The organism is Aliamphritea ceti, assembly GCF_024347215.1.
GTDB lineage: Bacteria > Pseudomonadota > Gammaproteobacteria > Pseudomonadales > Balneatricaceae > Amphritea > Amphritea ceti.
The window spans coordinates 2,801,314-2,824,238 of record NZ_AP025282.1 but is presented as its reverse complement, the minus strand read 5'-3'; the positions used below and the strand labels follow the sequence as shown (position 1 = coordinate 2,824,238).

At 45.3% G+C, this 22,925-nt stretch carries 30 protein-coding genes and 3 tRNA genes; 19 read left to right on the top strand and 14 right to left on the bottom strand.

Going from position 1 to position 22,925, the window contains the following annotated elements; genetic code table 11:
• The first annotated feature begins 105 nt into the window (after positions 1 to 105).
• From OCU49_RS12950 to OCU49_RS12925, 6 genes are all read left to right on the top strand, one after another.
• A tRNA-Gly gene (locus OCU49_RS12950) sits at positions 106 to 181 on the top strand.
• Between the two features lie 39 nt (positions 182 to 220).
• Positions 221 to 294 (top strand) — tRNA-Cys (locus OCU49_RS12945).
• Positions 295 to 300: 6 nt separating this feature from the next.
• A tRNA-Leu gene (locus tag OCU49_RS12940) sits at positions 301 to 387 on the top strand.
• A gap of 313 nt (positions 388 to 700) precedes the next feature.
• Positions 701 to 1,276 carry a hypothetical protein gene (locus tag OCU49_RS12935; protein WP_261840991.1) on the top strand — a complete coding sequence of 192 codons (576 nt, stop codon included), beginning with the start codon at positions 701 to 703 and terminating at the stop codon, positions 1,274 to 1,276.
• Positions 1,273 to 1,986: an ion transporter gene (locus OCU49_RS12930; RefSeq protein WP_261840990.1), complete on the top strand. Its 714-nt coding sequence runs from the start codon at positions 1,273 to 1,275 to the stop codon at positions 1,984 to 1,986. The genes OCU49_RS12935 and OCU49_RS12930 overlap by 4 nt, the downstream gene beginning before the upstream one ends.
• Before the next feature lie 70 nt (positions 1,987 to 2,056).
• Positions 2,057 to 2,368: a hypothetical protein gene (locus OCU49_RS12925; RefSeq protein WP_261840989.1), complete on the top strand. Its 312-nt coding sequence runs from the start codon at positions 2,057 to 2,059 to the stop codon at positions 2,366 to 2,368.
• A gap of 136 nt (positions 2,369 to 2,504) precedes the next feature.
• Here OCU49_RS12925 and OCU49_RS12920 read toward each other — a convergent pair whose 3' ends face one another.
• The 12 genes from OCU49_RS12920 to OCU49_RS12865 form a co-directional block, all read right to left on the bottom strand.
• The gene (locus OCU49_RS12920) at positions 2,505 to 3,494 is read right to left on the bottom strand and encodes a tyrosine-type recombinase/integrase (protein ID WP_261840988.1); all 990 of its coding nucleotides are present in this window, start codon (positions 3,492 to 3,494) and stop codon (positions 2,505 to 2,507) included.
• A gap of 6 nt (positions 3,495 to 3,500) precedes the next feature.
• Positions 3,501 to 3,719 (bottom strand): DUF4224 domain-containing protein, encoded by a 219-nt coding sequence (locus OCU49_RS12915; protein WP_261840987.1) that lies wholly within the window; start codon positions 3,717 to 3,719, stop codon positions 3,501 to 3,503.
• Positions 3,706 to 4,653, bottom strand: a complete 948-nt coding sequence (locus tag OCU49_RS12910) for a DNA cytosine methyltransferase (RefSeq protein ID WP_261840986.1) — start codon at positions 4,651 to 4,653, stop codon at positions 3,706 to 3,708. Before OCU49_RS12910 ends, OCU49_RS12915 begins: the two co-directional genes overlap by 14 nt.
• Before the next feature lie 68 nt (positions 4,654 to 4,721).
• Positions 4,722 to 5,537, bottom strand: a complete 816-nt coding sequence (locus OCU49_RS12905; RefSeq protein ID WP_261840985.1) for a DUF2303 family protein — start codon at positions 5,535 to 5,537, stop codon at positions 4,722 to 4,724.
• A 36-nt stretch (positions 5,538 to 5,573) separates the two neighbouring features.
• The gene (locus OCU49_RS12900; protein WP_261840984.1) at positions 5,574 to 5,921 is read right to left on the bottom strand and encodes a YfdP family phage-associated protein; all 348 of its coding nucleotides are present in this window, start codon (positions 5,919 to 5,921) and stop codon (positions 5,574 to 5,576) included.
• Between the two features lie 72 nt (positions 5,922 to 5,993).
• Positions 5,994 to 6,485 carry a single-stranded DNA-binding protein gene (ssb, locus tag OCU49_RS12895; protein WP_261840983.1) on the bottom strand — a complete coding sequence of 164 codons (492 nt, stop codon included), beginning with the start codon at positions 6,483 to 6,485 and terminating at the stop codon, positions 5,994 to 5,996.
• A 10-nt stretch (positions 6,486 to 6,495) separates the two neighbouring features.
• Positions 6,496 to 6,756 carry a hypothetical protein gene (locus OCU49_RS12890; protein WP_261840982.1) on the bottom strand — a complete coding sequence of 87 codons (261 nt, stop codon included), beginning with the start codon at positions 6,754 to 6,756 and terminating at the stop codon, positions 6,496 to 6,498.
• A 6-nt stretch (positions 6,757 to 6,762) separates the two neighbouring features.
• Entirely contained in the window at positions 6,763 to 7,068 is a 306-nt protein-coding gene (locus OCU49_RS12885; protein ID WP_261840981.1) for a hypothetical protein, read from the bottom strand.
• Positions 7,065 to 7,577 carry a helix-turn-helix domain-containing protein gene (locus tag OCU49_RS12880; protein ID WP_261840980.1) on the bottom strand — a complete coding sequence of 171 codons (513 nt, stop codon included), beginning with the start codon at positions 7,575 to 7,577 and terminating at the stop codon, positions 7,065 to 7,067. Before OCU49_RS12880 ends, OCU49_RS12885 begins: the two co-directional genes overlap by 4 nt.
• A gap of 340 nt (positions 7,578 to 7,917) precedes the next feature.
• Positions 7,918 to 8,838 carry a hypothetical protein gene (locus OCU49_RS12875; RefSeq protein ID WP_261840979.1) on the bottom strand — a complete coding sequence of 307 codons (921 nt, stop codon included), beginning with the start codon at positions 8,836 to 8,838 and terminating at the stop codon, positions 7,918 to 7,920.
• The gene (locus tag OCU49_RS12870; protein WP_376787876.1) at positions 8,828 to 9,412 is read right to left on the bottom strand and encodes a DUF6932 family protein; all 585 of its coding nucleotides are present in this window, start codon (positions 9,410 to 9,412) and stop codon (positions 8,828 to 8,830) included. The genes OCU49_RS12875 and OCU49_RS12870 overlap by 11 nt, the downstream gene beginning before the upstream one ends.
• Positions 9,413 to 9,475: 63 nt before the next feature.
• Complete coding sequence (locus tag OCU49_RS12865) at positions 9,476 to 10,132, bottom strand: S24 family peptidase (protein WP_261840977.1); 657 nt, start codon at positions 10,130 to 10,132, stop codon at positions 9,476 to 9,478.
• Between the two features lie 94 nt (positions 10,133 to 10,226).
• Between OCU49_RS12865 and OCU49_RS12860 the strand changes: the two genes are divergently transcribed.
• From OCU49_RS12860 to OCU49_RS12845, 4 genes are all read left to right on the top strand, one after another.
• Positions 10,227 to 10,421 (top strand): hypothetical protein, encoded by a 195-nt coding sequence (locus OCU49_RS12860; protein WP_261840976.1) that lies wholly within the window; start codon positions 10,227 to 10,229, stop codon positions 10,419 to 10,421.
• A 1,053-nt stretch (positions 10,422 to 11,474) separates the two neighbouring features.
• Positions 11,475 to 12,557 carry a DnaT-like ssDNA-binding domain-containing protein gene (locus OCU49_RS12855; protein WP_261840975.1) on the top strand — a complete coding sequence of 361 codons (1,083 nt, stop codon included), beginning with the start codon at positions 11,475 to 11,477 and terminating at the stop codon, positions 12,555 to 12,557.
• Positions 12,558 to 12,567: 10 nt separating this feature from the next.
• Positions 12,568 to 13,008, top strand: a complete 441-nt coding sequence (locus tag OCU49_RS12850; protein WP_261840974.1) for a hypothetical protein — start codon at positions 12,568 to 12,570, stop codon at positions 13,006 to 13,008.
• 18 nt (positions 13,009 to 13,026) lie between these two features.
• A complete protein-coding gene (locus OCU49_RS12845) occupies positions 13,027 to 13,491 on the top strand; it encodes a hypothetical protein (RefSeq protein WP_261840973.1) in 465 nt (154 codons plus the stop codon).
• Positions 13,492 to 13,838: 347 nt separating this feature from the next.
• On the opposite strand, the gene OCU49_RS12840 is transcribed toward OCU49_RS12845, so the two are convergent.
• Positions 13,839 to 14,804: an IS5 family transposase gene (locus OCU49_RS12840; RefSeq protein ID WP_261840972.1), complete on the bottom strand. Its 966-nt coding sequence runs from the start codon at positions 14,802 to 14,804 to the stop codon at positions 13,839 to 13,841.
• A gap of 36 nt (positions 14,805 to 14,840) precedes the next feature.
• Here OCU49_RS12840 and OCU49_RS12835 point away from each other — a divergent pair, with 36 nt between their 5' ends.
• From OCU49_RS12835 to OCU49_RS12820, 4 genes are all read left to right on the top strand, one after another.
• Entirely contained in the window at positions 14,841 to 15,263 is a 423-nt protein-coding gene (locus OCU49_RS12835) for a hypothetical protein (RefSeq protein ID WP_261840971.1), read from the top strand.
• A 109-nt stretch (positions 15,264 to 15,372) separates the two neighbouring features.
• Complete coding sequence (locus tag OCU49_RS12830) at positions 15,373 to 16,440, top strand: putative phage abortive infection protein (protein ID WP_261840970.1); 1,068 nt, start codon at positions 15,373 to 15,375, stop codon at positions 16,438 to 16,440.
• Between the two features lie 202 nt (positions 16,441 to 16,642).
• Entirely contained in the window at positions 16,643 to 17,047 is a 405-nt protein-coding gene (locus tag OCU49_RS12825) for a S24 family peptidase (RefSeq protein WP_261840969.1), read from the top strand.
• Entirely contained in the window at positions 17,047 to 18,306 is a 1,260-nt protein-coding gene (locus tag OCU49_RS12820; RefSeq protein WP_261840968.1) for a Y-family DNA polymerase, read from the top strand. Before OCU49_RS12825 ends, OCU49_RS12820 begins: the two co-directional genes overlap by 1 nt.
• A 13-nt stretch (positions 18,307 to 18,319) precedes the next feature.
• Here the strand turns inward: OCU49_RS12820 and OCU49_RS12815 are convergent, their stop codons facing one another.
• Entirely contained in the window at positions 18,320 to 20,116 is a 1,797-nt protein-coding gene (locus OCU49_RS12815; protein ID WP_261840967.1) for a DUF4097 domain-containing protein, read from the bottom strand.
• A 280-nt stretch (positions 20,117 to 20,396) separates the two neighbouring features.
• On the opposite strand from OCU49_RS12815, the gene OCU49_RS12810 reads away from it, so the two are divergent.
• From OCU49_RS12810 to OCU49_RS12790, 5 genes are all read left to right on the top strand, one after another.
• Positions 20,397 to 20,999: a hypothetical protein gene (locus OCU49_RS12810; protein ID WP_261840966.1), complete on the top strand. Its 603-nt coding sequence runs from the start codon at positions 20,397 to 20,399 to the stop codon at positions 20,997 to 20,999.
• A complete protein-coding gene (locus OCU49_RS12805; RefSeq protein ID WP_261840965.1) occupies positions 20,992 to 21,291 on the top strand; it encodes a hypothetical protein in 300 nt (99 codons plus the stop codon). Before OCU49_RS12810 ends, OCU49_RS12805 begins: the two co-directional genes overlap by 8 nt.
• A 216-nt stretch (positions 21,292 to 21,507) precedes the next feature.
• Entirely contained in the window at positions 21,508 to 21,969 is a 462-nt protein-coding gene (locus OCU49_RS12800; protein ID WP_376787875.1) for a DUF1353 domain-containing protein, read from the top strand.
• Between the two features lie 4 nt (positions 21,970 to 21,973).
• Complete coding sequence (locus OCU49_RS12795) at positions 21,974 to 22,342, top strand: HNH endonuclease (RefSeq protein WP_261840963.1); 369 nt, start codon at positions 21,974 to 21,976, stop codon at positions 22,340 to 22,342.
• Between the two features lie 106 nt (positions 22,343 to 22,448).
• Complete coding sequence (locus tag OCU49_RS12790; protein ID WP_261840962.1) at positions 22,449 to 22,925, top strand: phage terminase small subunit P27 family; 477 nt, start codon at positions 22,449 to 22,451, stop codon at positions 22,923 to 22,925.

Below are 22,925 nucleotides of genomic sequence, written 5' to 3'. Positions count from 1 at the left end.
CTAAGTTATTAATCTGCTTAGCTTTTTCTAAGTAAGGGTGAAGTTGAAAAGTTGTTGACATAAAAAGCCATCTGTCTATAATACGCACCACTTCTTACGAAGCAGGCGGAATTAGCTCAGTTGGTAGAGCGGAACCTTGCCAAGGTTCAGGTCGTCGGTTCGAGCCCGATATTCCGCTCCAATCTTTATTTATAAAGATCTGCAAAGTAAAAGTTACCTAGGCGCGATGGCAGAGTGGTCATGCAGCGGACTGCAACTCCGTTAACGCCGGTTCGATTCCGACTCGCGCCTCCATGTCCTGCCCGGATGATGGAATTGGTAGACATAGGAGACTTAAAATCTCCCGCTGGAAACAGCGTGCCGGTTCAAGTCCGGCTCCGGGCACCATTACATGGTGAACTTTAGACCTCGCAGGCTCTGGCCTTCGGGGTTTTTTGTTGTCTGAAATTCCGATTCCCACTGGTATCAGTGCGGCCTGTTTTTATCTTTTCCTAATACCTTTCCTAATATCCAGCATTTAAATCAATTATGTTTTTCGTGCTTCAGGTGTACAATCTTGTAAGCAGCATTGCTAGATGTATGTATCAGTTATTAAAGGATTAATCTGTGTTGAAGCTCGTTCAGGCTTTATCCGTCTATACAATTATCCTTGCCTTCATGAAGTTCTAAATTGTTTGCAGTACAGGGTTTGGTGGTTAGGATGGAGTTTCTTACAGACATATTTTCAATAGAGCTCTCAATCGGTTTGATGATTGCGCTCTTTGCTCGCCAGATATCTACCTTAGGTACAGGGTTATTAGCTAGGTTACAGAAGATTGGTGGCCGAGGCGTAGAGAAGTTACAGCTTCGTAAGTTTAAGTACATTAAGAAGGTCAGATATCTCGCACAAAACCCTGTTGAGGTGTTGCATCATTCTGTTCGCTGTTATGTTTTTGGATTGTGTTTTTTGCTGTGCTGCTTGTTCTATCTTTCGCTAGTAATTTCAGGTCCTCTGAAAATGATGAGCGATTTACCAACTAGTGTTCAATTGTTTATCGAAGCTCCGATCTTTATTTTTGAAGTTCTCTGGTTAAAACAGAGAGAGTTTGCACGTGATCTTCGCATTGCTTCTGAGCGGCCGTATAAAAGAGCTGAGGCTAAAAGGAAACGCCAATTATCTAACTGTAGTGTTGTAGCTGTTTGTTCCAATAGCCATGGGCCAGTGTTCAATGCGACGGATGCTGATAGTTGCAATGATCAGTTGAAAGGTAACGCTGTTGAGGCAGAGCTGCGGTGATCTTTAAAGATAAGATAAAACTGATTGTCGATGATGTTGGAAACCCCGTCGGTAGACGCTGTGCGCTCGGTATCCAGGCGTTGATCGTTTTAACTTTATTGGCTTTCTCACTTGAAACGCTACCCAATCTAACTGCGGAGCAAAGAGAGTACCTGTACTACTTTGAAGCGCTGTCAGTAATCATCTTTACCATAGAGTACGTTGCCAGGCTGTATGCCTCAGATAAGTGTCTAAGATTCGTCTTCAGCTTTTACGGAATAATTGACCTGCTGGCAATCGTGCCTTTTTATCTTGCTTCTGGGGTTGATCTGCGAGCGCTACGGTTGTTGCGTTTACTGAGATTGTTTCGAATATTCAAACTACTCAGATACAACAAAGCGATTAATCGATTCAATAAGGCCATCGCAATAGCAAAGGAAGAGATAGTTTTATTTGGTTTCGTATCTTTGATTCTTCTCTACCTGGCTTCCGTAGGCATCTATTACTTTGAAAACGCCGCACAGCCTGAGCAATTTAAATCTGTATTCCATAGCCTTTGGTGGTCGGTAACGACGCTGACAACGGTAGGCTATGGCGATATGTATCCGGTAACCATCGGTGGCAAGCTGTTTACGTTTTTGGTGCTAATGATAGGTTTAGGCATAGTCGCCATTCCTGCAGGTTTAGTTGCATCTGCTTTGTCTAAGGCCCGGGAAGATGAGTTGTCATGATCAATGTGTAAACAGGAAGCTTAAGTGCTGTTTTGTTAGTTAGTTTGTTTTGAATATAAGGATATTTTTGATGGAAATTTTAGTATTGATTGCTGTGCTTTGGGTAATGCTGGCCTTTATTTTTAGGTATTTGAAGAAGCAACGATTAATGAAAAAGTATGGTAATGAAGACATAGTTCGCAAAATTATGAAGAAGATGATTTGGCAAAGTCAAAGCCCAGAACAGCTGATTGATTCACTGGGTAGGCCTATGGATATAGATCAAAAAGTTCTCAAAACTAAGATTAAAGAAGTGTGGAAGTATCATCGTAAGGGTAAAAATCGCTACGCTCTAAAAGTGATTTTGGAGAATAATGTTGTTGTTGGCTGGGATAAAAAATAATTCAGATAGAGATCGTATTGCTTTACAGCGTGAAGAACATCGCTGAGCAGCGAACAGTTAACAAGCTTATATAAAAAGTATTTTCTTTTTCCGTAGTTATCAAGCCGAGTTTATAAAGACGTTACAATAGAGTATTTCACTCATGCGTCCCTACAACCTCCGTCTTCCGGTCATAAGTCTCTACCATCTGTGGTGACTTGTGGCCGCTGAATCTCTGTTTATCACCATCCCAATCGCTGATGCTCTTCGCTTTGATGTCGTGAAATGTGAATTCGAAGTTTAGGTTAGGGTGGGTTTCCTTCGCTAATGTCTTTGCTTTTAACCAGCGGGCGCGGAAGGCTGCATAGGTTAGCGGCTGGCCTTGTTCGTTTGCTATTACCTGGGTAACCGAACGGGTTGTCTGATATGACTTCGCAACGTTAATGGCTGATTGCAGGCGAGGGGACCAAGCTTTGATCTGTGCTTTGCCAGTTTTACCTTGTTGTATGTAAATACCTTCTTCCTGTAGCTGGTGGGCCTTTAGCTTCAGTACATCACCTACCCGTGCGGCGCAGCAGTAGGATATTTCCATCACCGCTTGAACGATCGGATCACTGCATGCCAGGATGGCAGAGTATTCAGCATCTGATATATAGCGCTCCCGGGCTTTCTCGGTGAACTTCCTTACGCCTTTGCATGGGTTCATTGCTACCTTGCCGCGTTCATACGCCCAACTAAACACTTTGGACATAAACGAGTGTTCACGGTTGGCGGTGACCTGGGCCTGTTGGCCACGTAAGTCCATATACTGACGGATATGTTCAGGCTTTATGTTACTGGCTTGCATCTTGCCAAACGGCTTGAGCACTTGTCGGGCGTTCTGCTGGTATTTTTTCTGTGTGCTGATGGCCAATTCTTCAAACGCAGGTGAGGCAAGAAACTGCTGTACCAGTTCTTTGAATGTGCCTTGTGACATTTCCAGCTGTGCCAGGGCTTCATCATAGGCGCGGATAACAGCAGTTTTACCGGCTGTGAGCGGTACCAACCGAATAGCGCCACCAGTCTTGGGGTGAAACTCATAGGCTGACTTCCCTTTATATACCCGCTGCGGTAACCATTCGGTACCGGGTTTCCTTGATCTGCCCATCGTGCGTTATGCCTTAAATGTTGAAAAATCGGGTTCTTCCTGCGCAATTACATGGCGTAAATGCGAAGGGTGGTTTACGTGGTACCAGGTTGTTTTTATCTTACCGTCAGCACGCTCTACAAACTCAATACCGGCATCTTTTAATACCTGAGCTTGCTTGGCACGCTGTTTATAACCGGTCAGTTCGACTATATCGCTGTCAGTGAGCAAGTTAACTTGTGCCATGCGATATCTCCATTCTGTTTTTATCTATACTCAGTGCTCTGTTATTTCGGTTGAAATACCGCATAACTTGCTGACCTATCCAGTGGCCAACAGGTTCTGATACTCCGTTGCCAATACCTCGGTAAGCAGCTGTATCGTTACAGTTGAATCTGAACCAGTCTTCTACGCCCTGCAAGCGGGCATACTCACGCACTGAATACGGCCGAACCCCTAATGGAAAGCGATTATCTTTAACCAGCCGAGTGCTTTTATCCTTGGCATAGTGAGCCACACAAGTAGGGGCTATATCGTCTTTATTTGGATCAGAAATGATAGGTCTGTCCCTGTAGCCGCCTTGCATTCGTGTTGCGATAGCCTTTGGTAAGGTAATGCTGGGTTCGCGCTCCAGAATGTCTTTTAAGCGGGTACGTTTATTTGTTTCTGGCTCACTGAAGTTAAAGGGCTTTCGTGTAGCAAATATGATTAATCGATTGCGGCTTTGTGGTAGCCAGGTACTGGACTGTATAGGGCAGAACATCTGTATGTAGTAATCAGGCAGTTTTGTCATTGCCTCCATAACGATGGGAAATTTGCGCATGCCTGGCACATTTTCGAGCCAGAACAGTTCAGGTTGAGCAATAGCCATATGCCGTAGAGCATGAAGATAGAGCTCATCACCTGTGCGGGTGCCATGTATATCGGCGATAGAGCTGTATTTCGTACAAGGATAGGTGAAGCCCATTGCATCACAACTGTCTTGTTCAAGAACGAGCTCATGGGCAATATCGCATTGCTTCATGTGATTACCCAAGTTGGCCCGGTAAACTTCACAAGCTTTTGAGTCTAGCTCGAATGACTGACCAATTTTTACACCGGCCCGCAAGATACCAGCATCACCAATGCCCATGCCGCTGAAATACGTATTAGCGATTGGTATGTAATTAGCTGTTGCCATGGTAATTACCTGAAGCAATGAATTCATTGAAAGAAGAGGCGTAAAGCACGCCTCGTAAGTGATTACCTTTAATGGCCGGCTTTAAAGCTGCCCAGGTAAATAGCAATATCGTCCGCCAGCGCATCGGTCAGCTTCGTTTTGAATTCACTGCCCATGTCTTCCTCCTGACTTTCCAGCTGCACAATTCGAACAGATAACACTGGCTTATCGTGACCGGTCAATACGCTAAAGCGTGCAGTGAAGGTGCGTTCATCCAGGCTTTCATAAGGCACGCAGGCAAAGGTGAAGCCTGAAGGCATACGCTCTTCGGCCTTTGCTTCTATTTCTTCCATAGCGCTGCGAGCCGCGCCAAAGTTGTGTTCACTGTGAGTGGACTCAGATTTGGCAGTAATGGTGATGCGGCGAATAGCCGCGATGGCTGCGACGATACTCATCTCTTCATCTTCCTGGTCAAACACCTTGGCGTGTTCGTTCCAGTCTTCCAGCCATTCGGCTAAGTCTTTTTGAGAAAGCTTACGTCCGTTAATAGAAAGCAGGGCGCTAAAGGCTGAGTTTCTTTCTAATGCAAGAGTAGCTGTGTTATCGCAATGGCCAGGTGCTTCATCGGTACCGAAATTGAAGATGGCCTTAGCAGTCATCTTATCTGCATTTACAAATACTGATGGGTGTCGGTCATCAATGTAATCGGCAATGTCTGTAATGGACTGTGTTTCGAAGTTGCCGCGAAAACGTACACGTCCATTCAAATATGTCTCCAATGATTCGATTTTGAAATCATCAGGCAGCACAGCCAATGGCGTGAGTGTTTGGGTTAGCTGCTGTGTAGCGTGTTGCAGCGTGGCAGATTTCTGTATTTCCTTTATGGCGGATTGATCCATGCTCATTAGATGTCTCTCCTTAAGCGGTTGTTAAAAAGTGGCTTATTGCTGATTGCGTGGGCCTTTCATGAAATCGAACTGTTCCTGTTCTTCTGGGAACAGAGAGAGTTTGCCGCCTTTGCCCACGTGTAATGGGGTTTTGGTGGTGTTCTCTTCTGTGCTTTTACCTTTGTCGGTGGGTTTGACGTAGGCAATTTTGTGCGCCATTTCTATTTGGCTGCTTTCACCGATCTGCTTCATATCGAACTGAACAGTCACCTTGCCGACTTTGCCAGTCAGTACGGTGCCCATGGCGACATCAGAGAGTGCGCGGCTGATTTTAGAAACGAATACGCCGCCGTCCAGGTCGGCCATAACAGCTTCAAAGTTGGTGGATGTGTTTTCAGACATTGCTATGTACCTTTCCTTGTTTACGTTAGGGCTGCTGCCAGCGGCGGGGAACTGAACCGTCGGCAGCAGGGCTTACACGGTGTATTCGCACCCCTTGTAGGGATTCGCGAACGGGATATCATCATCGAAATCATCAGAGCTTGGCGCGGGTGCAGGTTGTGATGTCTGCTGTGGCGCGTTTGTTTGCTGTTGTGCTGGTGATTGAGGCGGCGAGTTACTGTTATCAGTACGGACATCTAGCATCTGCAGTTCGCTGGCGATGATTTCAGTGGTGTAACGGTCTTGGCCGGCCTGATCTTTCCATTTACGGGTTCTGAGTGAGCCCTCGATATATACCTTTGAGCCTTTGCGAAGATATTCGCCGGCAATCTCAGCCAGTCGGTTAAAGAAAACGACGCGGTGCCATTCGGTCCGTTCCTGCATCTGGCCGGTTTGCTTGTCCTTCCAGCTTTCTGAGGTGGCAATTGTGATGTTTGTCACAGCATTGCCGCTGGGTAGGTATTTAGTGTCCGGGTCATTGCCCAGGTTGCCGATCAGAATGACTTTGTTAATGCCGCGTGCCATATCGATATCCTTATGTCAGTTGCACGCGAGGTGCGATTTCAAAGTTAAACCGACGACGTTTGTGCCAGTCAGGCCGGCGCAGAATTTTCAGCGTGTTCTCTGCGCGGCCTAAATCTTCATTACCCATGGTTTCCATATGCCGTTCGATCAGGTGAATGTCCGCCTGAAGGGCGTCATATTCTGAGTGTCGGCCTTGTTGTAGCTGCGAGCTTTCAGCTTTATCGATGGCTGATGCGGCTAGCTTTCTGAAACGTTGTCTGACGGTTTTCATGTTGCTTTAATCCATTCTGTGCTTGCCGCCAAGGCGGTTTGATAAAGGTGCATATGGGTCGTGTTTTTCTGCACCGTTTTTGAGCCGATTAATGGTATTGGCTTGTGCACTAACGACACTTAGCAGGCTGACTGCCGCTCGGTTTGGTGTCAGTGATTCGCCTGTCTTTCTGCATACCACACCCATCTCATTGCAGACGGTGCAGGGGAGGTCGTAAAACAAGCCTTCCGTAAAGGCTTTTCCTTTGCATTCAGGGCAGCGTTGCAGCGGTACCGAGTGAATACGCGGAGCAGGGCCAGTGCGCTTTGTCATACGGTGGCTTTTGTAGCTGATGGTTTTATGGGCGCGTGGCTGGCAAGTTGCTGCCAATCGTTATGTAAGAAAGAGGGCAGGTCATCGGCTTCTTCCAGGGCGGTTAAATCTCGGGCGCGTCGACCACGGATGCGGCGCGCCAGTGTGTCGTCATAAGTAGTGTTGCTGCTGTTATAACCGCCCGCCAACGTAAACATGATGCAAAGCGTGAGGGCTGTGGCTACGGTACGGGCTTCAAAGATGCCCTGTAAAAACAGCTGAGCAATCAACTGGGCGCGGGTATGTGTATTGGTGCGGGCCATGGCATTTAATACATGGTGCTTAGCAGTACGGCCGGTGCAGTCGATGATGATGCCGATTTCGTTATCTGTCTTGCCTTGGGCAACCCATAGGGATGCTTCAAGCTGACGGTCGGTGAGGCTTATTTCTTGTGCAGCGCTTCGGTTAATGTGTAATGCCTGAGTTCTGGCTGTCTCATAAAGCATGCTTTGTTGTGAAGCACTTAGCATGGCTGTCTCCTTGCCGGTCTTGTCAGCAGAGACTGCTGAGGTATATGAGAAATCTGTTGTCCTTTGTTTCTGGAATGTCTGGCCAGTTTGGAGCGCCATGCGTTCAGCCGTACAGCGCGTTGATATGAGGCTGCTGTAAAAGCTTTTTGTGATGTAGGTGTGAGTACGATCATGGTGGTCTCAAACTGAAGTTTAGTGTTCAATTTGAGATAAAGTTTAAAAACTCTAAACTTTTTGGTCAAGTAAAAAGTTTCGATAGTTTAAACATTCTGTTCGTTTTGTTAAATCCAGACAATAAAAAACCCGCCGGAAGGGCGGGTTTTTAGGGTTATGAGAAAGTTTATTCGATAAAATCTATGAGTTTATACGAAACTCGTTCTTGAGTATTACGAGCTTTAAATACCCTTTTCTGTATTGCCAGTTTCCATTTTGTTTGAAGCATTTTCTTGTTGGTTGAAAGCTCAAAAAACTTAGACGCCGCTTCTTTGGTTGCTGTGCCATGAATGCTTTCGCCACTAGGAAGGTTAGCTTCAAAACGGCGATGTTCAGGCAGAAATCCTGTTAAGAGAACAAAATGTTCATCGACGTTTTCATCTATTTGAGTGGATTCTATACGCTGTTTTGCCAAGCTGATAGAACGTGAGTCTAGGGTGAATTCCTTAAGATCCTCGACTAATCGAACATTCGCTTCATTCTTGTCTAAGAGTGAGAAGAACTCTCTTAAAGAGTCAAGAACACGCTTGTCAATATCATCGATAACTTCTTCAAAAACATCCTCATCATGCGAACCGCATTTCTTCAAGATATCAGCTGCGGATTCCACAGCAAGTTTGAGTGTTGTATCGGTTAATTGATTATCAGTTTCTTCTAATACAAACCCGAATGAGCCTTTAGCAAGTCCAGTTACCATCAAATTTGTATCACCATGAAATGCAACTTTCCCTCGTTGCCCAAGTTCTCCGTTTACTATGTTGGCATATACTTTCGTGACGATGTCTTGGAAACGATCAAGGGCAGGTCCTGCAAAGCTTGAGTTGATACCCAAAGATCCTAATACAGGTTTTCCGCCAAAAAAGAGAGCGAGTTTGGCATTGTTTTCATGCTGTTTCTCTAGTTCTTGTATTTTGGATTCAAGCTCTTCCTTCCGGAAATTGAATTGCATTTCACCAAGAATATCAGCAGCTTCTATAGAGCTCGATATCAAATTATTTACTGAAGAAAGCTCTGCTCGGAGGCTATCTAATGTTAGCTTACGCGGCATTTTCATCCTCCCGTAAAGATTTTAAAGAATCTATCTCACTATCAGCTAACGAGATTTGTAACATTCCTTTCCATAAGTATGTATCTCTCTGATGAGAAAACAACCCATGCCAATATGCTGTTTGTGCGATTATGTGTTTGGGATCGAGATCCATATCCACAAGATAGGCGTCACACATATACTGTTTCTTAATATGGGGTTGGCTGAACAGTGAAGGATTAAGCGTAATGAAGGCTCTCCATTCATGATAAGAAGAAAAGTCAGAAGGGCGATGTATGAATGAAACTACGTCAATATCTTTAGGGGGCCTCTTTTGCGTATCTTCTATATGTTCAGTAAAGCTACCATCTATCCATTGAAACCCATCTTTAATACCATTTTTCTTTAGGTAAGCGCGATAATTTAAGAAGCCAAGAAGTATCTTCTTACGCTCTTTGCTGGTGTTGAAGTGCTTAACAAACTCTATGAGAGGTACTTTGTAGGGAGATACTGCATTCGGATTCACGGGAGAATCGTCTGGCAGAAAAGGAGGTAGGACTCCAGATTGGTTGAAATTTGGTATCACGCTGTGCATCCTGGCAATCTAATAAAGCTTCCATCAGAGCTTCTACTTCTCGTCCGATGATGGTTTTTAAAATTATAGTTTTCTAGCTAAGATCCCTGCCACTCGTCCAATTATCTGGAGCTGTTTGATGTTATGTGGCGCAACTGTTTGATCCTGGTAGGCAGGGTCGAGGTTATTGTCGGAACGGATCGTCCAGTTTTGATCAAAGTTCTTGATGAAGCGTTTTACTTTTAGCTCTCCATCGAAAGCGAATGCGTAAATGCTGTTGCTGATCAGTTGACAGTGAGCGGTATCGACAATGATTTTTTCACCGTCCCTAAGGGTCGTCTCCATAGAATCACCTTTAACAGAAACGATATTGGCATTCTGAGGGTGTACGCCAAACTCTTCCAATAGACGCTCAGGGACAGGCATGGTTTCTATTACGGCCTCGGCATCCTGGGTGCTTCCAAAACCTGCAGAAAGCTGAACATCCAGAACTGGTATTTCGTATGTTTTGAAATGAAGCTGTTCTTCAGAGCTACCTTGAGACACCACTCCGAACTGCAGCCATTCAGGTGAAGCGGTTAGTGCGTTAGAGAGGATCAATAGATTGTCACCACGTGGCTGTGTATGGCCATTAAGCCACTGACTGATAGTGCCTTTGGATAAGCCTGTTTTATTTACGATATCGACGGCTTTTAAACCGCATTCAGACATTCTCTGTCTGATTCTGTCTTTCATTTCCATAGTTAAGAATATTAAAACTTTTTAGGTTTAGAGTCCTTGACTTGTTAGTTTAACGTTTTTAAACTTTCTAAAAATAAGGAGTGGAATTTACTCAATGACTTTTCCTGAAGTGTTTAGCTTTTACAAAACAAACCGAGCGATCGCGAAAGTTCTTAATTTTACGGACTCACGTATCTCACAGTTCAAAGCTGAAGGCGGTTTTCCGTACAGCGTTCAGTGCGTACTCGAGAAAGAAAGCAAAGGGCAGTTGATTGCCCGACGCTCCGATGTTCCCGGACAGACCAAGTGAACGCTTTTAACGTTACCGGCTGGAACAGCGTTTTAAATCGGCCAAACAGACAGCTATAGGCCGAAAGGACAGGGGAGTTGAGAGTGATATCAAAGAGTTGGCGGATGTCAGCAACCGACATCGTGTTCGTCATAGACGCTGGTGGCTGGTGGCTGGGTCAGTGCTTTATTGAGTTTGTATAGGTGATAGGCATATGTCGATATAGATATTACTACTAACAGCAGTATGTACGTCGTTATACCTAGCGTATGTGAACCTAGTGGAGACAGGGAGCTTGCTGCGAAATCGTAGAACAAGCCACCAATCAACCAGCTTAACGAACTCAGAACAGCTTTGGTTGGCGTGGGGATGCTTTGTCGTGACTTACGTTATTTTCCCGCTGCATGAATTGGTGATTGTTCACGGGACGCGCCTGGCGGATTGAGACCAGCGTGTTCGAGTGCTTTCAGAGTTATGTGTAGTTCCGTTACTTGATGGGTGTGAGAGTTTGGATAGTAGCGGGATTACACACCTTTTAGAAGGCAGCAGGGTACGCAGAATATGTAGATAGGGACCGGGAGAGATCTGTCTGCACTTGGCGGGTTAGCCGGTCCTTTTTAAAGCATCTTTGCGAGGGTGTTTTAACAAGAGCAAAGGAGGGTAGGTAGCGACCTTTAATCAGATTAATGGCCGCTACCTGATTCTGCCTCGCACCTAAAGAGGAACCTTGGCTCAGCAGTTAACTTGAATATTGGCAGATAGCTGGGGCCCGGGCAAATAGAAGCACGCAGATCCTGTGTCTCAATTGGCTGAGTATTCATTCAGAAAAATTGTGTAAAGAGTCCTGAGAAATACGAGCTATATCTCGAACCTAATTATAGGCCATGAACAAATATTAAGGCTGACAGCCCGTCCACATTGCTGGGCTTCGGGGCTGCCAAACAGACAATAAAAAACCGCTATGACTGGGAGTGCAATCCCTAAGCGGTTGATTATTAACTGAGGAATGATTATGCAGTGGCAAGGAATGAAAGGCAATGCTGGCGCAGTGTCCGTTTGGACAGGAGGCAACTGATGCAGTACTCACTGTTCATTAACCAGGTGAGAATGGTTGAGTGGGAATTAAATCTGCAGCAGGCAGTGTTATTTGGCTTTTTGTATGAACTACCCAGTTGGTCTGACAGCAAGCCGATTAAAGGCCAGTTGTTCTACTGGATCAGTAAAGAGAAGATAGCAGAAGAGCTACCCGCTATTTCACCTAAGCCCGATACCATTAAGCGCTACATGGCGACGCTGGAAAAGCAGGGGCTAATAGAGCGGGCAGTGGTTAACAATCGTGTATACGTTCGGATAACCCGAAAAGGTAAACAGTGGAATAAAGCTGAAGCGAAGAGTGCCGCTTCTAAGGTAGGGAAAAAAATCCCGGCTAAGCGTTCAGGGGCGGGAAATAAATCCCCCCTTGCTAATGACACAGATAAAGGTAGGGAAATAAATCCCGACCAAAGCACAGAAAAAGCCTTATTCAAGCCGGTAGAGCCGGGAATTAAATCCCTACATACGAATGAAGTGGGTAAAGGTAGGGAAATAAATCTCGACCAAGGCGGGAGAAATATCCCGACTAAGGCGGGAGAAAATTCCCGACTAGGTAGGGAAAAATCTCCCGCATATCAGTATACCCATGATCAGCCTACCATTGATCAGAGTGATGAGAGCGCGAACCATGATACTGAATCAAACATGAGTGAGGCATCAGCAGCTCAACCGGTAACACCCCCCGGATCAAGCCTGTTTCAGGTGGATGCCACTCAGCCATTCCAACCACCAGCCCAGCAAGATACACAGCGTTTCTGCATGCATTGGGAGTGGATGCCAAGCCAACAGCTGGCCGAGCGCTGTCAGATGATGGGGATTAACCTCACGGCTTTCGAACCTGAGCAACAGGAAAGCATTCTCGGTGAGTTTCGAAGCTACTGGTCTGGGCGGGCTGAGGTCGCGAATACGCAGAGCAGCTGGGAGCACAAGCTTGCCCAGCAGATGAAACGTTTGCAGTTTGAGACTGCAGGATCTTCGAATGACATCCCACCAGCACAGACCCCAGCCGCCAAACGTGCCGCTGTGAGTGCATCGCTGATGGATGTTCAGGATACAAGCTGGTGAGGGCGCTGATATGACTTCAAAGATAATCATTGGTATCGATCCGGACCTGGTGAAAAGCGGGGTGGCTATCACTCAGGCGCAACAGATCATCAGTTTGGATGCCATGTCGTTCTTCCAACTGATTCAGTGCATTGAAGAACACAAACACCAGGCCTGCTTTCACCTGGAAGACGTTGAGCACGATAAAGCGATTTACCGACGCCCAGGTGTAAAGAACGCCGCCGTAGAACGCAGCATTGCTCAGAAGGTAGGCCAGGTAAAAGCAATCGGTCGCTTGCTGAAGCAATACCTCGCAGACAGCGGTGCAGACTTCAAACTGATCAAACCATTGCAAGGCGTTACCAAGCGAAACGCTAAAAAGAATGCTGAATACTTTAACCGTCTCACAGGCTGGACCGGTAAAAGTAATGAAGACAAACGCGATGCCGCCTTACTGGCGTTATACGGCTAAACAAGGGCAGGGCAATAGATGATCAGTGATTCCAGAATCATAAACGTCGTAGACCGTTACCTGGCCGTCGAAATAGCCAGAGACCTTAACAGCGATGCCGGCTTTCGCGCTGAGCATCAGATCGGACGTTTGATGGAATACCGCGGCCAGCTCCCTGAAGGCGGTACCGGTGGAAACAGTAACGGCGCTATGATCTACCAGATAGGCATGATGTTTAAAGAACCCAGTGACCCTAAAACCCGCTGGGCCTTCCGGGTCATGGCATGCTTACATAAACGTAATCCCAAACACCACACCGCGCTGGTGGCCTGGGTACTGCTAAAGAACCGTCCAGACCCTGACAACGAAGCTGATTATCATACTGATGCGCGTATAGCTGCCGCGATACAGCTAAGCCGGTCCGCCTTCCTTAACAATCTGAAGGCGGGGAAGGGTTTTGTGTCAGACCTAGTGGAGATATCGGAGGTGGGGTTGGTGGGGTAATAAAGATAGTTAAAATTTAGTCAATTATGGTTTGTTGTACTACATTGGTCTAACGGAAAAGAAAATTGGAATATTGTTCGTTTACAAAGGAAGTCTCGCGAGAAAAATATTTATATAGTTTTAGTGTTTTTCTTTACCCTTCCTCGGATATAAAAATCTAGTAAAACATAAGTTTCGATTCGTTGTATTTTAATGATGAAGGGCTCTTATTTACTAGGGAACCTGCGATTAAGTCCCAGTTTTTTAGCCGCGCTGTTGATCAGGCAGCATTTGTTGCGTAATCAACCACTATTTGACCGTTTAATATCGTCTGTATGCCAATTTCCCGGCATCCAGACGGATTTCTCCTACGCCCGCAGCATCTGATCCACACGTACGACGTTCGCTAAAGCGAACAGCATGGCCAGTTTGCTGTCATTTTTCATCAAGCCACGATAGCGCGTCTTGGTAAAACCGAATTGGCATTTGATGATCCGGAACGGATGTTCAACCTTGGCCCGAATGCTGGCTTTTAGGTACTCGGCTTTCAATGGAACCTTATTGATGCGCGGATGTTTCTTTAGCGCTTTGACCTTGCTGGGGATTTCAGCAATGTGCCATTCAGCCTCAACGGCTTCCAGCTCCTCACGATTCTCAGCGCCACGATAACCACTGTCGGCAAAGATAAACGCTTCTTTGCCGTGGAGAAGGTGCTCGGCTTGGTTGAGGTCATGCTCATTAGCGGCATTCGTTGTAAAGCTATGCGTCAGCCCGGTTCTGGCATCAACACCGATATGGGCTTTCATGCCAAAGTGCCACTGATTACCCTTTTTGGTCTGGTGCATCTCAGGATCGCGCTCACCCGCTTTATTCTTGGTGGAGCCAGGGGCTTCAATGATCGTTGCATCCAACAGTGTGCCTTCTTTTATCAGCACGCCAGCTTCGCTTAGCCAGGTGCTGACTTCGTCAAAGATCTTGTGTGCCAAACCATGCCGTTCCAGCAGGTGACGGAAGTTCATGATGGTGGTGTGATCGGGTATTGCACCATCTAACGAGAGACCCGCAAACAAACGCATGGATGCAATTTCATAAAGCGCATCCGCCATGGCTGGATCACTCATGCTATACCACTGCTGCATGCAGTGGATGCGTAGCATGGTCGATAGCGGATAAGGTCTGCGGCCGTTACCTGCCTTTGGATAGTAAGGCGTAATTACAGATTCGAGTCGCTGCCAGGGAATCAGCTTTTCCATACGGCCTAGAAACTTCTCTTTTCGGGTTTGGCGGCGCTTGTTGTTGAATTCGCTGTCAGCGAAGGAGAGTTGGTGATCCATGGATAGCCCTCAGCACATCAGAGCGCTCATTGTCTCATGCTGAGGGACTTAATCGCAGGTTCCTTAGCGCAACAGCATCAATCTCCGCAACAGAAACGCCTGGGCGTGCCCTGGCTCAGTGATGCCAGCCTGAAAGAAATCAACCGCATTGCCCGCAGCCTCTGTAACCGCAATTACACCCATTACCGCAACCGATTAATCAGCGAAGCGATCAAAGACATCAACACACCCCCAGAAAGCATCAGCCGCCTGGCGGAATTGGTCTGGCAGCAGGAGCAGACCTCTGAGTATATCGACGGTGTTCACATCGACACCTACAAGCAGGCGTATGCACTGTGCCTGGATTACTTCACCACCCTCGATCCGATGCTGCCGGTATACGTGCAACAAAACCAGCGCACCCGCTGGAAAAAAGCCATGCAAGCCTTCGCAGATCGGTTACAGATGGGGTGGAATTAAGCGCAAAGCCCGCTATCTGCCTGAACAGCAGGATAGCGGGCTAATCCCTTCTTTTTGAAAGGGAATGTCTCTATAGTAGCGGCTTTCTAAACGACATGGAGAGAGTCGTATGACTGTTAAAAATTCGAATATTCCTGATATTGCTCAAGATGCAGAAAAAGATCCTTGGTATTTAAGGTTTTTACCGGGTTTTTTAATTTTTTTCTCTATATCTATGGGAGTAATGTTACTACTTGTCTATAACTCGACGTTCGCGGATTTTTTTCCTGAAGTCTTGGAAGCTCCAACAAAAGAAGAACAGGAAAAGGCATCATTTGTTGAAGCCGCCCGTAGTGAATTTGGTGCGTTAGGTGATGCTTTTGGTGGTTTATTAAATCCACTATTTACATTTTTTATGATTGTTTTGCTATGGCTTACAATTCGTCAAACTAATAAAACGAATAAAATTGCTTTTGATAGCTTACAAGTTTCAGGTATTCAAGCTGCACAAACAAATTTATCAATAGAGCAAACTCAAGAAGCATTAAAACAATCAAGGCTCGCTATTGATCAGGCTAACTGCATGCTTGAAGCAACCAGGCAACAAGTTCAGCTTAGTGTTGAAGAAATGCAGCTTACAAGAGAAGAGCTAGAAGGTACTAAAGAAGCTCAAGAAGAAATTTCTAAAACCCAGAAATTACAACAGTTTGAGACTTCTTTCTTTAATATGATGAGCCTTCATATGACAGTTTTAGAGTCTATTGAAAGAACCGGGACAGTGAAAAATAGTCCGATAGTTACCAAAGGACGTGAGCTAATTAAAGATTTTTCGAGAAGTCTTAGGAATACTTATATTAACCAAAGTTCAGAAGGTGATTTAGATAAAATTAAATTATCTTATAAGTTATTTTGGAATAGACATTCTGTTTATTTGAGCTTTTATTTTAGGTTTTTGTATAATATTTATAAGCTTATAGATTCAACAGATGGTATTGATAAGAAATTTTACTCTAATTTGATAAGAGCACAAATTTCTGATCAAGAAATGGTTATTTTGTTTTATAACTGCTTTACCTCTCAGGGAAAGAGGTTTAGAAAATATGCCATTAAGTATAGTATTTTCGATAACTTAGATGAAAATAGCCTTTTCGCTCCTGAGCATAAAATTCTCATGAATCATAAAGCATTTGGGGAATAGACTAACTTTAGTAACCCGCCTAGTGCGGGTTTTTTTACACCTGCAGGAAGCGGCCACTAGGTTTCAAGCCCTGATACTGCCTGAGCCGCAGAGCCTTCTACACTCGCAGTAATCTGATTGTTACCCACTATGAACGTGTTTCAGTAGCTGAAGCACACCTTCTTGATTATACTGTATTTATGTACAGTATAAGGTTTGTTCTATGCTTCGTTTTATTCCCATACCGGCGCAAGCTGGCATCAGCGGTTTTGAGTCGCCGGCTGCTGAGTACACACAATCTACCCTGAATTTGGATGAACTGCTCATCGACCATCCCTCTGCCACCTACCTTGGCTATGCCGAGGGGGAGTCCATGGTGGGGGAAGGGATCTTCTCTGGTGACCTGCTGGTGATCTCCCGGTTCGAAAAAGTGAAAGACCAGGACGTAGTTGTCGCCAACCTCAATGGCGTGTTCGTCTGTAAGAAGATCGATAAGCGCCGGGCCTTGCTGCTGTCAGCGGCACCGGGCAGGGCGCCGTATCATATCCGTGAAGGGGATGACTTCCAGATCGAAGGGGTGGTGATCCGCTCCATCCGCTTACACCGGCCGCTGGTGAAAAGTATTTGATGTACGCACTCTGTGATGCCAACAGCATGTATGCCAGCTGTGAGAAGATCTTTGATCCGTCTATTCGTGATAAACCGGTGGTGGTGCTTACCAATAACGATGGCTGCATCTGTGCAGCGTGTCATGTCGCTAAGCGCCTGGGCATCGATAAGAAGTTTGTACCGTACTTTAAGGTGAAGGAAGATCTTGAACGGGCCGGGGCGGTGATCCGGTCAAGTAACTATGAGCTGTACGCGGATATAAGCCAACGGATGATGGATGTGTGTTCCCGGTATGCGCCAAACAGCCATATCTATTCCATTGATGAAGTGTTTCATTATTATCAGGGCTGGATGCCGCCGGAAGGCTGGTTTGAGCATGCCCGAGCAATTCGCCGGGCGGTATGGCAAGAAGTGCGTTTACCCATTGGTGTGGGTGTAGGACCAACCTTGACCTTGGCTAAAGCGGCGAATCATGCTGCCAAACGTATACCTGGTTACCGGGGCGTAGCTGTGATCGATGATGAAGAGAGCAGGCGGTATATTCTTCAGCATATGGAACTGACTGATGTGTGGGGGATTGGTAGCCGACTTGCACGACGGTTAACGGCTTTAGGTGTTGATACGGTATGGAAGCTGGCAAATGCTAACCCAGGCTGGATTCGGAAGAACTTTTCAGTGCTAGTGGAAAGTACGGTTTATGAACTGAGTGGAACAGCTAAGCTTGGCTGGGATGATGTCCGAGCACCGAAGAAAGAGATATACAGCACCCGCAGTTTCGGTCAGCGGATATATACCCCGGAAGATCTGTTACAGGCGCTGACTCAACACGCTGGCATTGCTGCAGCCAAGTTACGCCGGCAGAACAGCCTAGCAGGTGCGGCGATTATCTTCGCCACCAGCTCACCGCATGACAATCAGGGGTATTACCGCAAACACATCACACACCGCTTTGCGGTGCCCACCGAAGACACAACCGTAATCGCAGCAGCCTGCAGGAGTGCCTTAGGGCAGATCTACCGGGAACAGGTACCGTTTTACCGCTGTGGTGTTGGGCTGGTGGATTTGAGCGACAAAGCCACCAGTCAGCATGACTTGTTTAACTGTTCAGTCGATAACTCGGAACTGATGGCCTGCATGGATGCTATAAACGTGAAATACGGCCGTGACACCGCCCACATCGCCGGGCAGGGTATCCGCCAGAAGTTCGCCATGCGCCGAGAATTCCTTTCCCCCCAGTACACCACAAGACTGAGTGATATACCGCGGGTTAAGTGTTGAGCTTTTGATGGGTTTACAACCGGAAGCGATGACGGAGACCTAAGCCTATTAAAAATAAAAGGATAAATGAAATAACACCTTGAATAACACCTATGCCATAAATAAAGTGTGGTATATCCCCTTTATTATCAATTAAGAAAAGGCTTTTAGCTGTTTCATCTGCTATCTTATTACCGGCGGACATAAATAATATAGTTTGTGTTATCGTGAATAAAAGGCTATTACCAACAAATTCAGGTATATCAAAGATCTTGGCACACTCTAAATATTCAAGGTTTTTACAAATAGTTAATCTACTTATACAAAAATAAATAAACCAAAATACTCCAGTCATGCCTAATAGTATTTTGCTAGGTATAGATATACTATTTCCATAATGACAAGTTTTATCAAAGATGAGGTCTAAAAATCGTCTTCCTTTATTTATATAAAATCGTTTTATTCGCATTTCTTGAATATGAAATATTAGTGCTTGTTGATGACTTTTATTTGCTTCAGCTAACTCTTTTAAACGGCAAAATCGAATTGCATCTATAGCTTTAGGTACTCCATCATCAGTCGGAGAAGGTTTGCACATAAAACCTTGGATAGACAGTTGATTATTTAAAGATGTATTTGTTAAGTCGGGAACAAAATTGAATTTATTTGATTCTAAATTTAATGATTTATGGAAAATACAATGCTTAAATGATAGTGATAATATTTCATTTGAATTAGTTAGATTAACAAAAGATACATGACCTTTGAAATCACTATAGTCAAAATAAATTTTTGAATGTCCGAAATTAGAACGACTAAAGTTAGCCCCTCGCTCACTAAAAGAAATATTTTGAAAGTGTATGGGGTTAATTTTATTTGAAGAAAACTCAATATCACTAAAATCAACAAATCCCTCTGAAAAAACAGCATCATTAAATACAAATTCGCAGTTGGAAAAAATTGAATCTTTAAAGCTAAAACTTCCACTTCCAAAGTTAACCTTTTTAAAGGAAATATAGTTTTCATCAAAACTGGTAGTGCGGAAGTAGGTATCGCCATCTCCAAAGTATGCATGATCAAAAATCACTTTACCTTCGCTGAATTGAGTTCTATCAAAAGAAACAATACCCTCTCCGAAATTAGCATTATAAAATATAACATTTCCTTTGCCGAAAAACGTTCTGGAGAATGTAGTGACACCACTTCCAAATGTTATGTTATTAAATGATACATTTCCGCTACCAAACTGCATATTATCGAAATAAGCGTTAGAGTTACCCGTAGATATATTGTTGAAAGAAACATCCCCATCACCGAAAATGGCTTTATGAAATATTATATCTCCTTCTTTAAATTGAGCTCCATAGAAAGAAACATCACCATCTCCAAAATTACAGGATGTAAAATAGATATTACCGTTACCAAACTTTGCGTCGATGAAATAAATGTTACCATTTCCAAATTTTGCATTCTCAAAAGTAACGATACCATTGCCGAAATTCGTATTAAGAAATAAAATATCTTTATCTCCGAATTGACAGTTGTTAAACAGGATATTTCCTTCGCCAAATATTGCTCCTGAAAAATCAACCTTAATATTTCCAAAGTTGATGCCTGAAAATTTGACATTTCCTTTAAGAGGAAATTTATACTCTGAAAAATCAAATATATTACCTTTAGGTAGAAAATGATCTAGGTTTTTTACATGAAAATGGATGTTAGCTTCAGGGTAATCACTAATGAAATCATTCCATACCTTGGCGCCACTAATAAACTTATCCACGATATTGTGTGCATTCGTTAAAGTAATAAGATGTCTGTTGTCGAGCATGGCTTTTCCCTTGCATTTTTGCGATTTTTAGCGAAATTTCTTGGTAATAAATTAGTGGTTAGAATAGTCAGTAATTTCGCTATAGTATTCAATAGAGTAATTTTGTCTAGAAGAATATTTGAAGGTGTGTTTTTGTACAGTCTGTATAAAAATACATGGATGTATTGTTTTTCTGATACAAAAAGCATACCCTTATTTATAAGTTGGGATAGTTCCCCAAAAACTCATTTTAAAACCTCGCTTCGGCGGGGTTTTTTTTCGCCTGTCGTTCGGAGGCCGCATGGATACGTCTTTCATTACAGTTGATCTGATCCGCGCTGCCTGCCAGCGGCTGGGTTATAAATTTTTTGAATACGGCGATTACAACCTGAACATTGTCGGTATCCGGACCGATGATGACAAAGCCAATACGTTTAATGATTTTATTACCGTGTCGTTCAAGGTGGAGGGCGAGTGGCGGCTGTATGTGTTTGAGGCCACAACGGACCCGGGCTTGTATTACCGTTTGAACCCAATGAATGTACTGGGAACGGCGATTCTAGCAGCTGGCCAGCATCCCGGTGCATTTAAGCTGGGTAAGCACCGCGGTTTATATCCTGCACTGGTTCAGGCGTGGCCGCTACCGGTTCACCGGGATAATGATAAAGATGCTGAGCTCGATACAACCGGGCTGGTTGATGAAGGCTGGCATGGCATCAATATGCATCATGCGTCCGCCTGCTGGGTTAGTAAGTTAGTTGATAAGTGGTCTGCAGGTTGTCAGGTATTGGCGAGCAAAGCGGATTTAGATTTCATTGTGGGGCTGTGTCGCCACTCTACGACGCTATACGGTAATAGCTTCACTTACACGCTACTTGATGAACAGGATTTGATGCATGTCTGATATTCCTAATCAATCAAGCGGCTATTCAGGCCCAGATCGCAGGGCCTCGCCAGGATGGCACGTGGATAAAAACATTTCTATTACTCATATTCTGACGACATTCGCGATGATCGTTTCTGGTCTGTGGTTTATGGCTGATCAAGACAAGAGAATTGCAGCCAATGAAAAGGATATCCAGCATAACGCGCAATCAATCGTGAAGCAGGATGACCGTATCACCCGCGAACTGGGTTCTATAAATCGAAAGCTGGACAAGATGACTGATCTGCTTATCGAGCAAAGCAAACAATAAAACTCCCTGGAGATATTTGAATGAATAAGCGACGTGGTTACATGGCGGCGTTTGCTGCTGCCTGTCTGACACTGGCACTTGGCTGCGCCAGCGTTACAACTTTTATGACGGGTGTTGTGACGGCTGGAACGGCTGTCAGCACATTAAAGGCTCAAGGCTGTAATGCTTTGACGCCGAGTGTTCGCGCTGGTTTGGTTGCATATATCAAGAGTAAATATGCAGCGTATCCGGATGGCGGTATTTGTAATCCGAACTGGGTACGAGATGTGTTGGCGAAAAAGATTAAACAGTGGGGTGAAGACGATGCCATTCAGGACACAGCTAGACCTGTGGGATATGAAACCGATACTGGGAAGCCGCAGGCGGATAACACAATTTCCCCTGACGTATCATTCCAAACATTGGAATATGAGCATAACGGTCCCAGTGAAGTACGAAACAGATTTAGCGTCAGTGCCGCGTCTCGCATGGTGGCTGATCGCGCCCGACGACCCGGGAATACGTTTAGCGGCAGTGATTCACGATTACTGTTATTCGCATCAGTGCCACCGTATGACAAGAAAGATAGCAGATCAGATTCTATTCGAAGCAATGGGAGAAGTGCCAAGCCCGGGCTCGAAGTGGTTGCGCTGGATAGTTTACTTCGCCGTCCGTATTGGCGGGAAAGGGAACTGGTAGCCTGATGCCTGCCCGCACTCCTAAGGCTTGCCGGCAGCAAGGCTGTCGGCACGCAACCACGCTTAAGCATGGTTACTGTGAAGCTCATGCTGATAAAGCGGCGTCATGGTCGACCGGCCGCGCAGGCCGTGGCCGTGGCGGCAGACCTTGGCGGCGTACACGTGACCAGGTGAAAGAAGCAGCCCAAGGTTTATGTGAATACTGCCGGTTAAACGGCTTTGCGGTTGCTGGTTGTGTGTGTGACCACATCATTCCTGAAGCCGAAGGTGGCACGTCTGACATGAGCAATCTGCAATGGCTTTGCCAGCAGTGCAGCGATACAAAGACAAAGCAGGAAGCCATTCGCGGGCGCAAGTGTCGGCATTCTGCATAATCAGGGGGATAGGGGGGGTAAAAACTCCAGAGCCTTTGAGCAGCGGACACCGCCACCTCAGTCAAATTTTTACGTGTACGAAATTAAAAAATAAAAAGGGGCGAGCATGGCAGGTAGAGCTAATCGGCCTGGTCAAGGTCGCAAGCCGAAACCAGAGTCACAAAAACAGTTAAGTGGTTCGCGACATAGTAATTCTGAAGCGGTTGAATTTTCACAAGTCGTAAATATAGATTGCCCACCGTGGCTAACTGGATTAGCTGCTTCTATGTGGGAAACGGTTTGTCCTCAGCTTTGTAAAGCTGGCGTGCTGTCTGCACAGGATGCTCATTTACTTGAGGCTTTTGCAACTGAATATAAACGCTGGCGAGAAGCGTTAGAGATATACAATGATCCTGAAACTGGCGGGCCAGTTGTAATTGGCGCTAACGGCGGACCTATTAAAAATCCTGCAAGCACAGTGATAAATGAATGCCTTCGTAACATTACTTCTTATGGTTCCCAGCTGGGGCTGAGTCCTTCTGCGAGAAGCGCATTAATTAGCCCCGGCGGCAAATCTTCTAAAGGCGAGTTTGACGAATTCTAA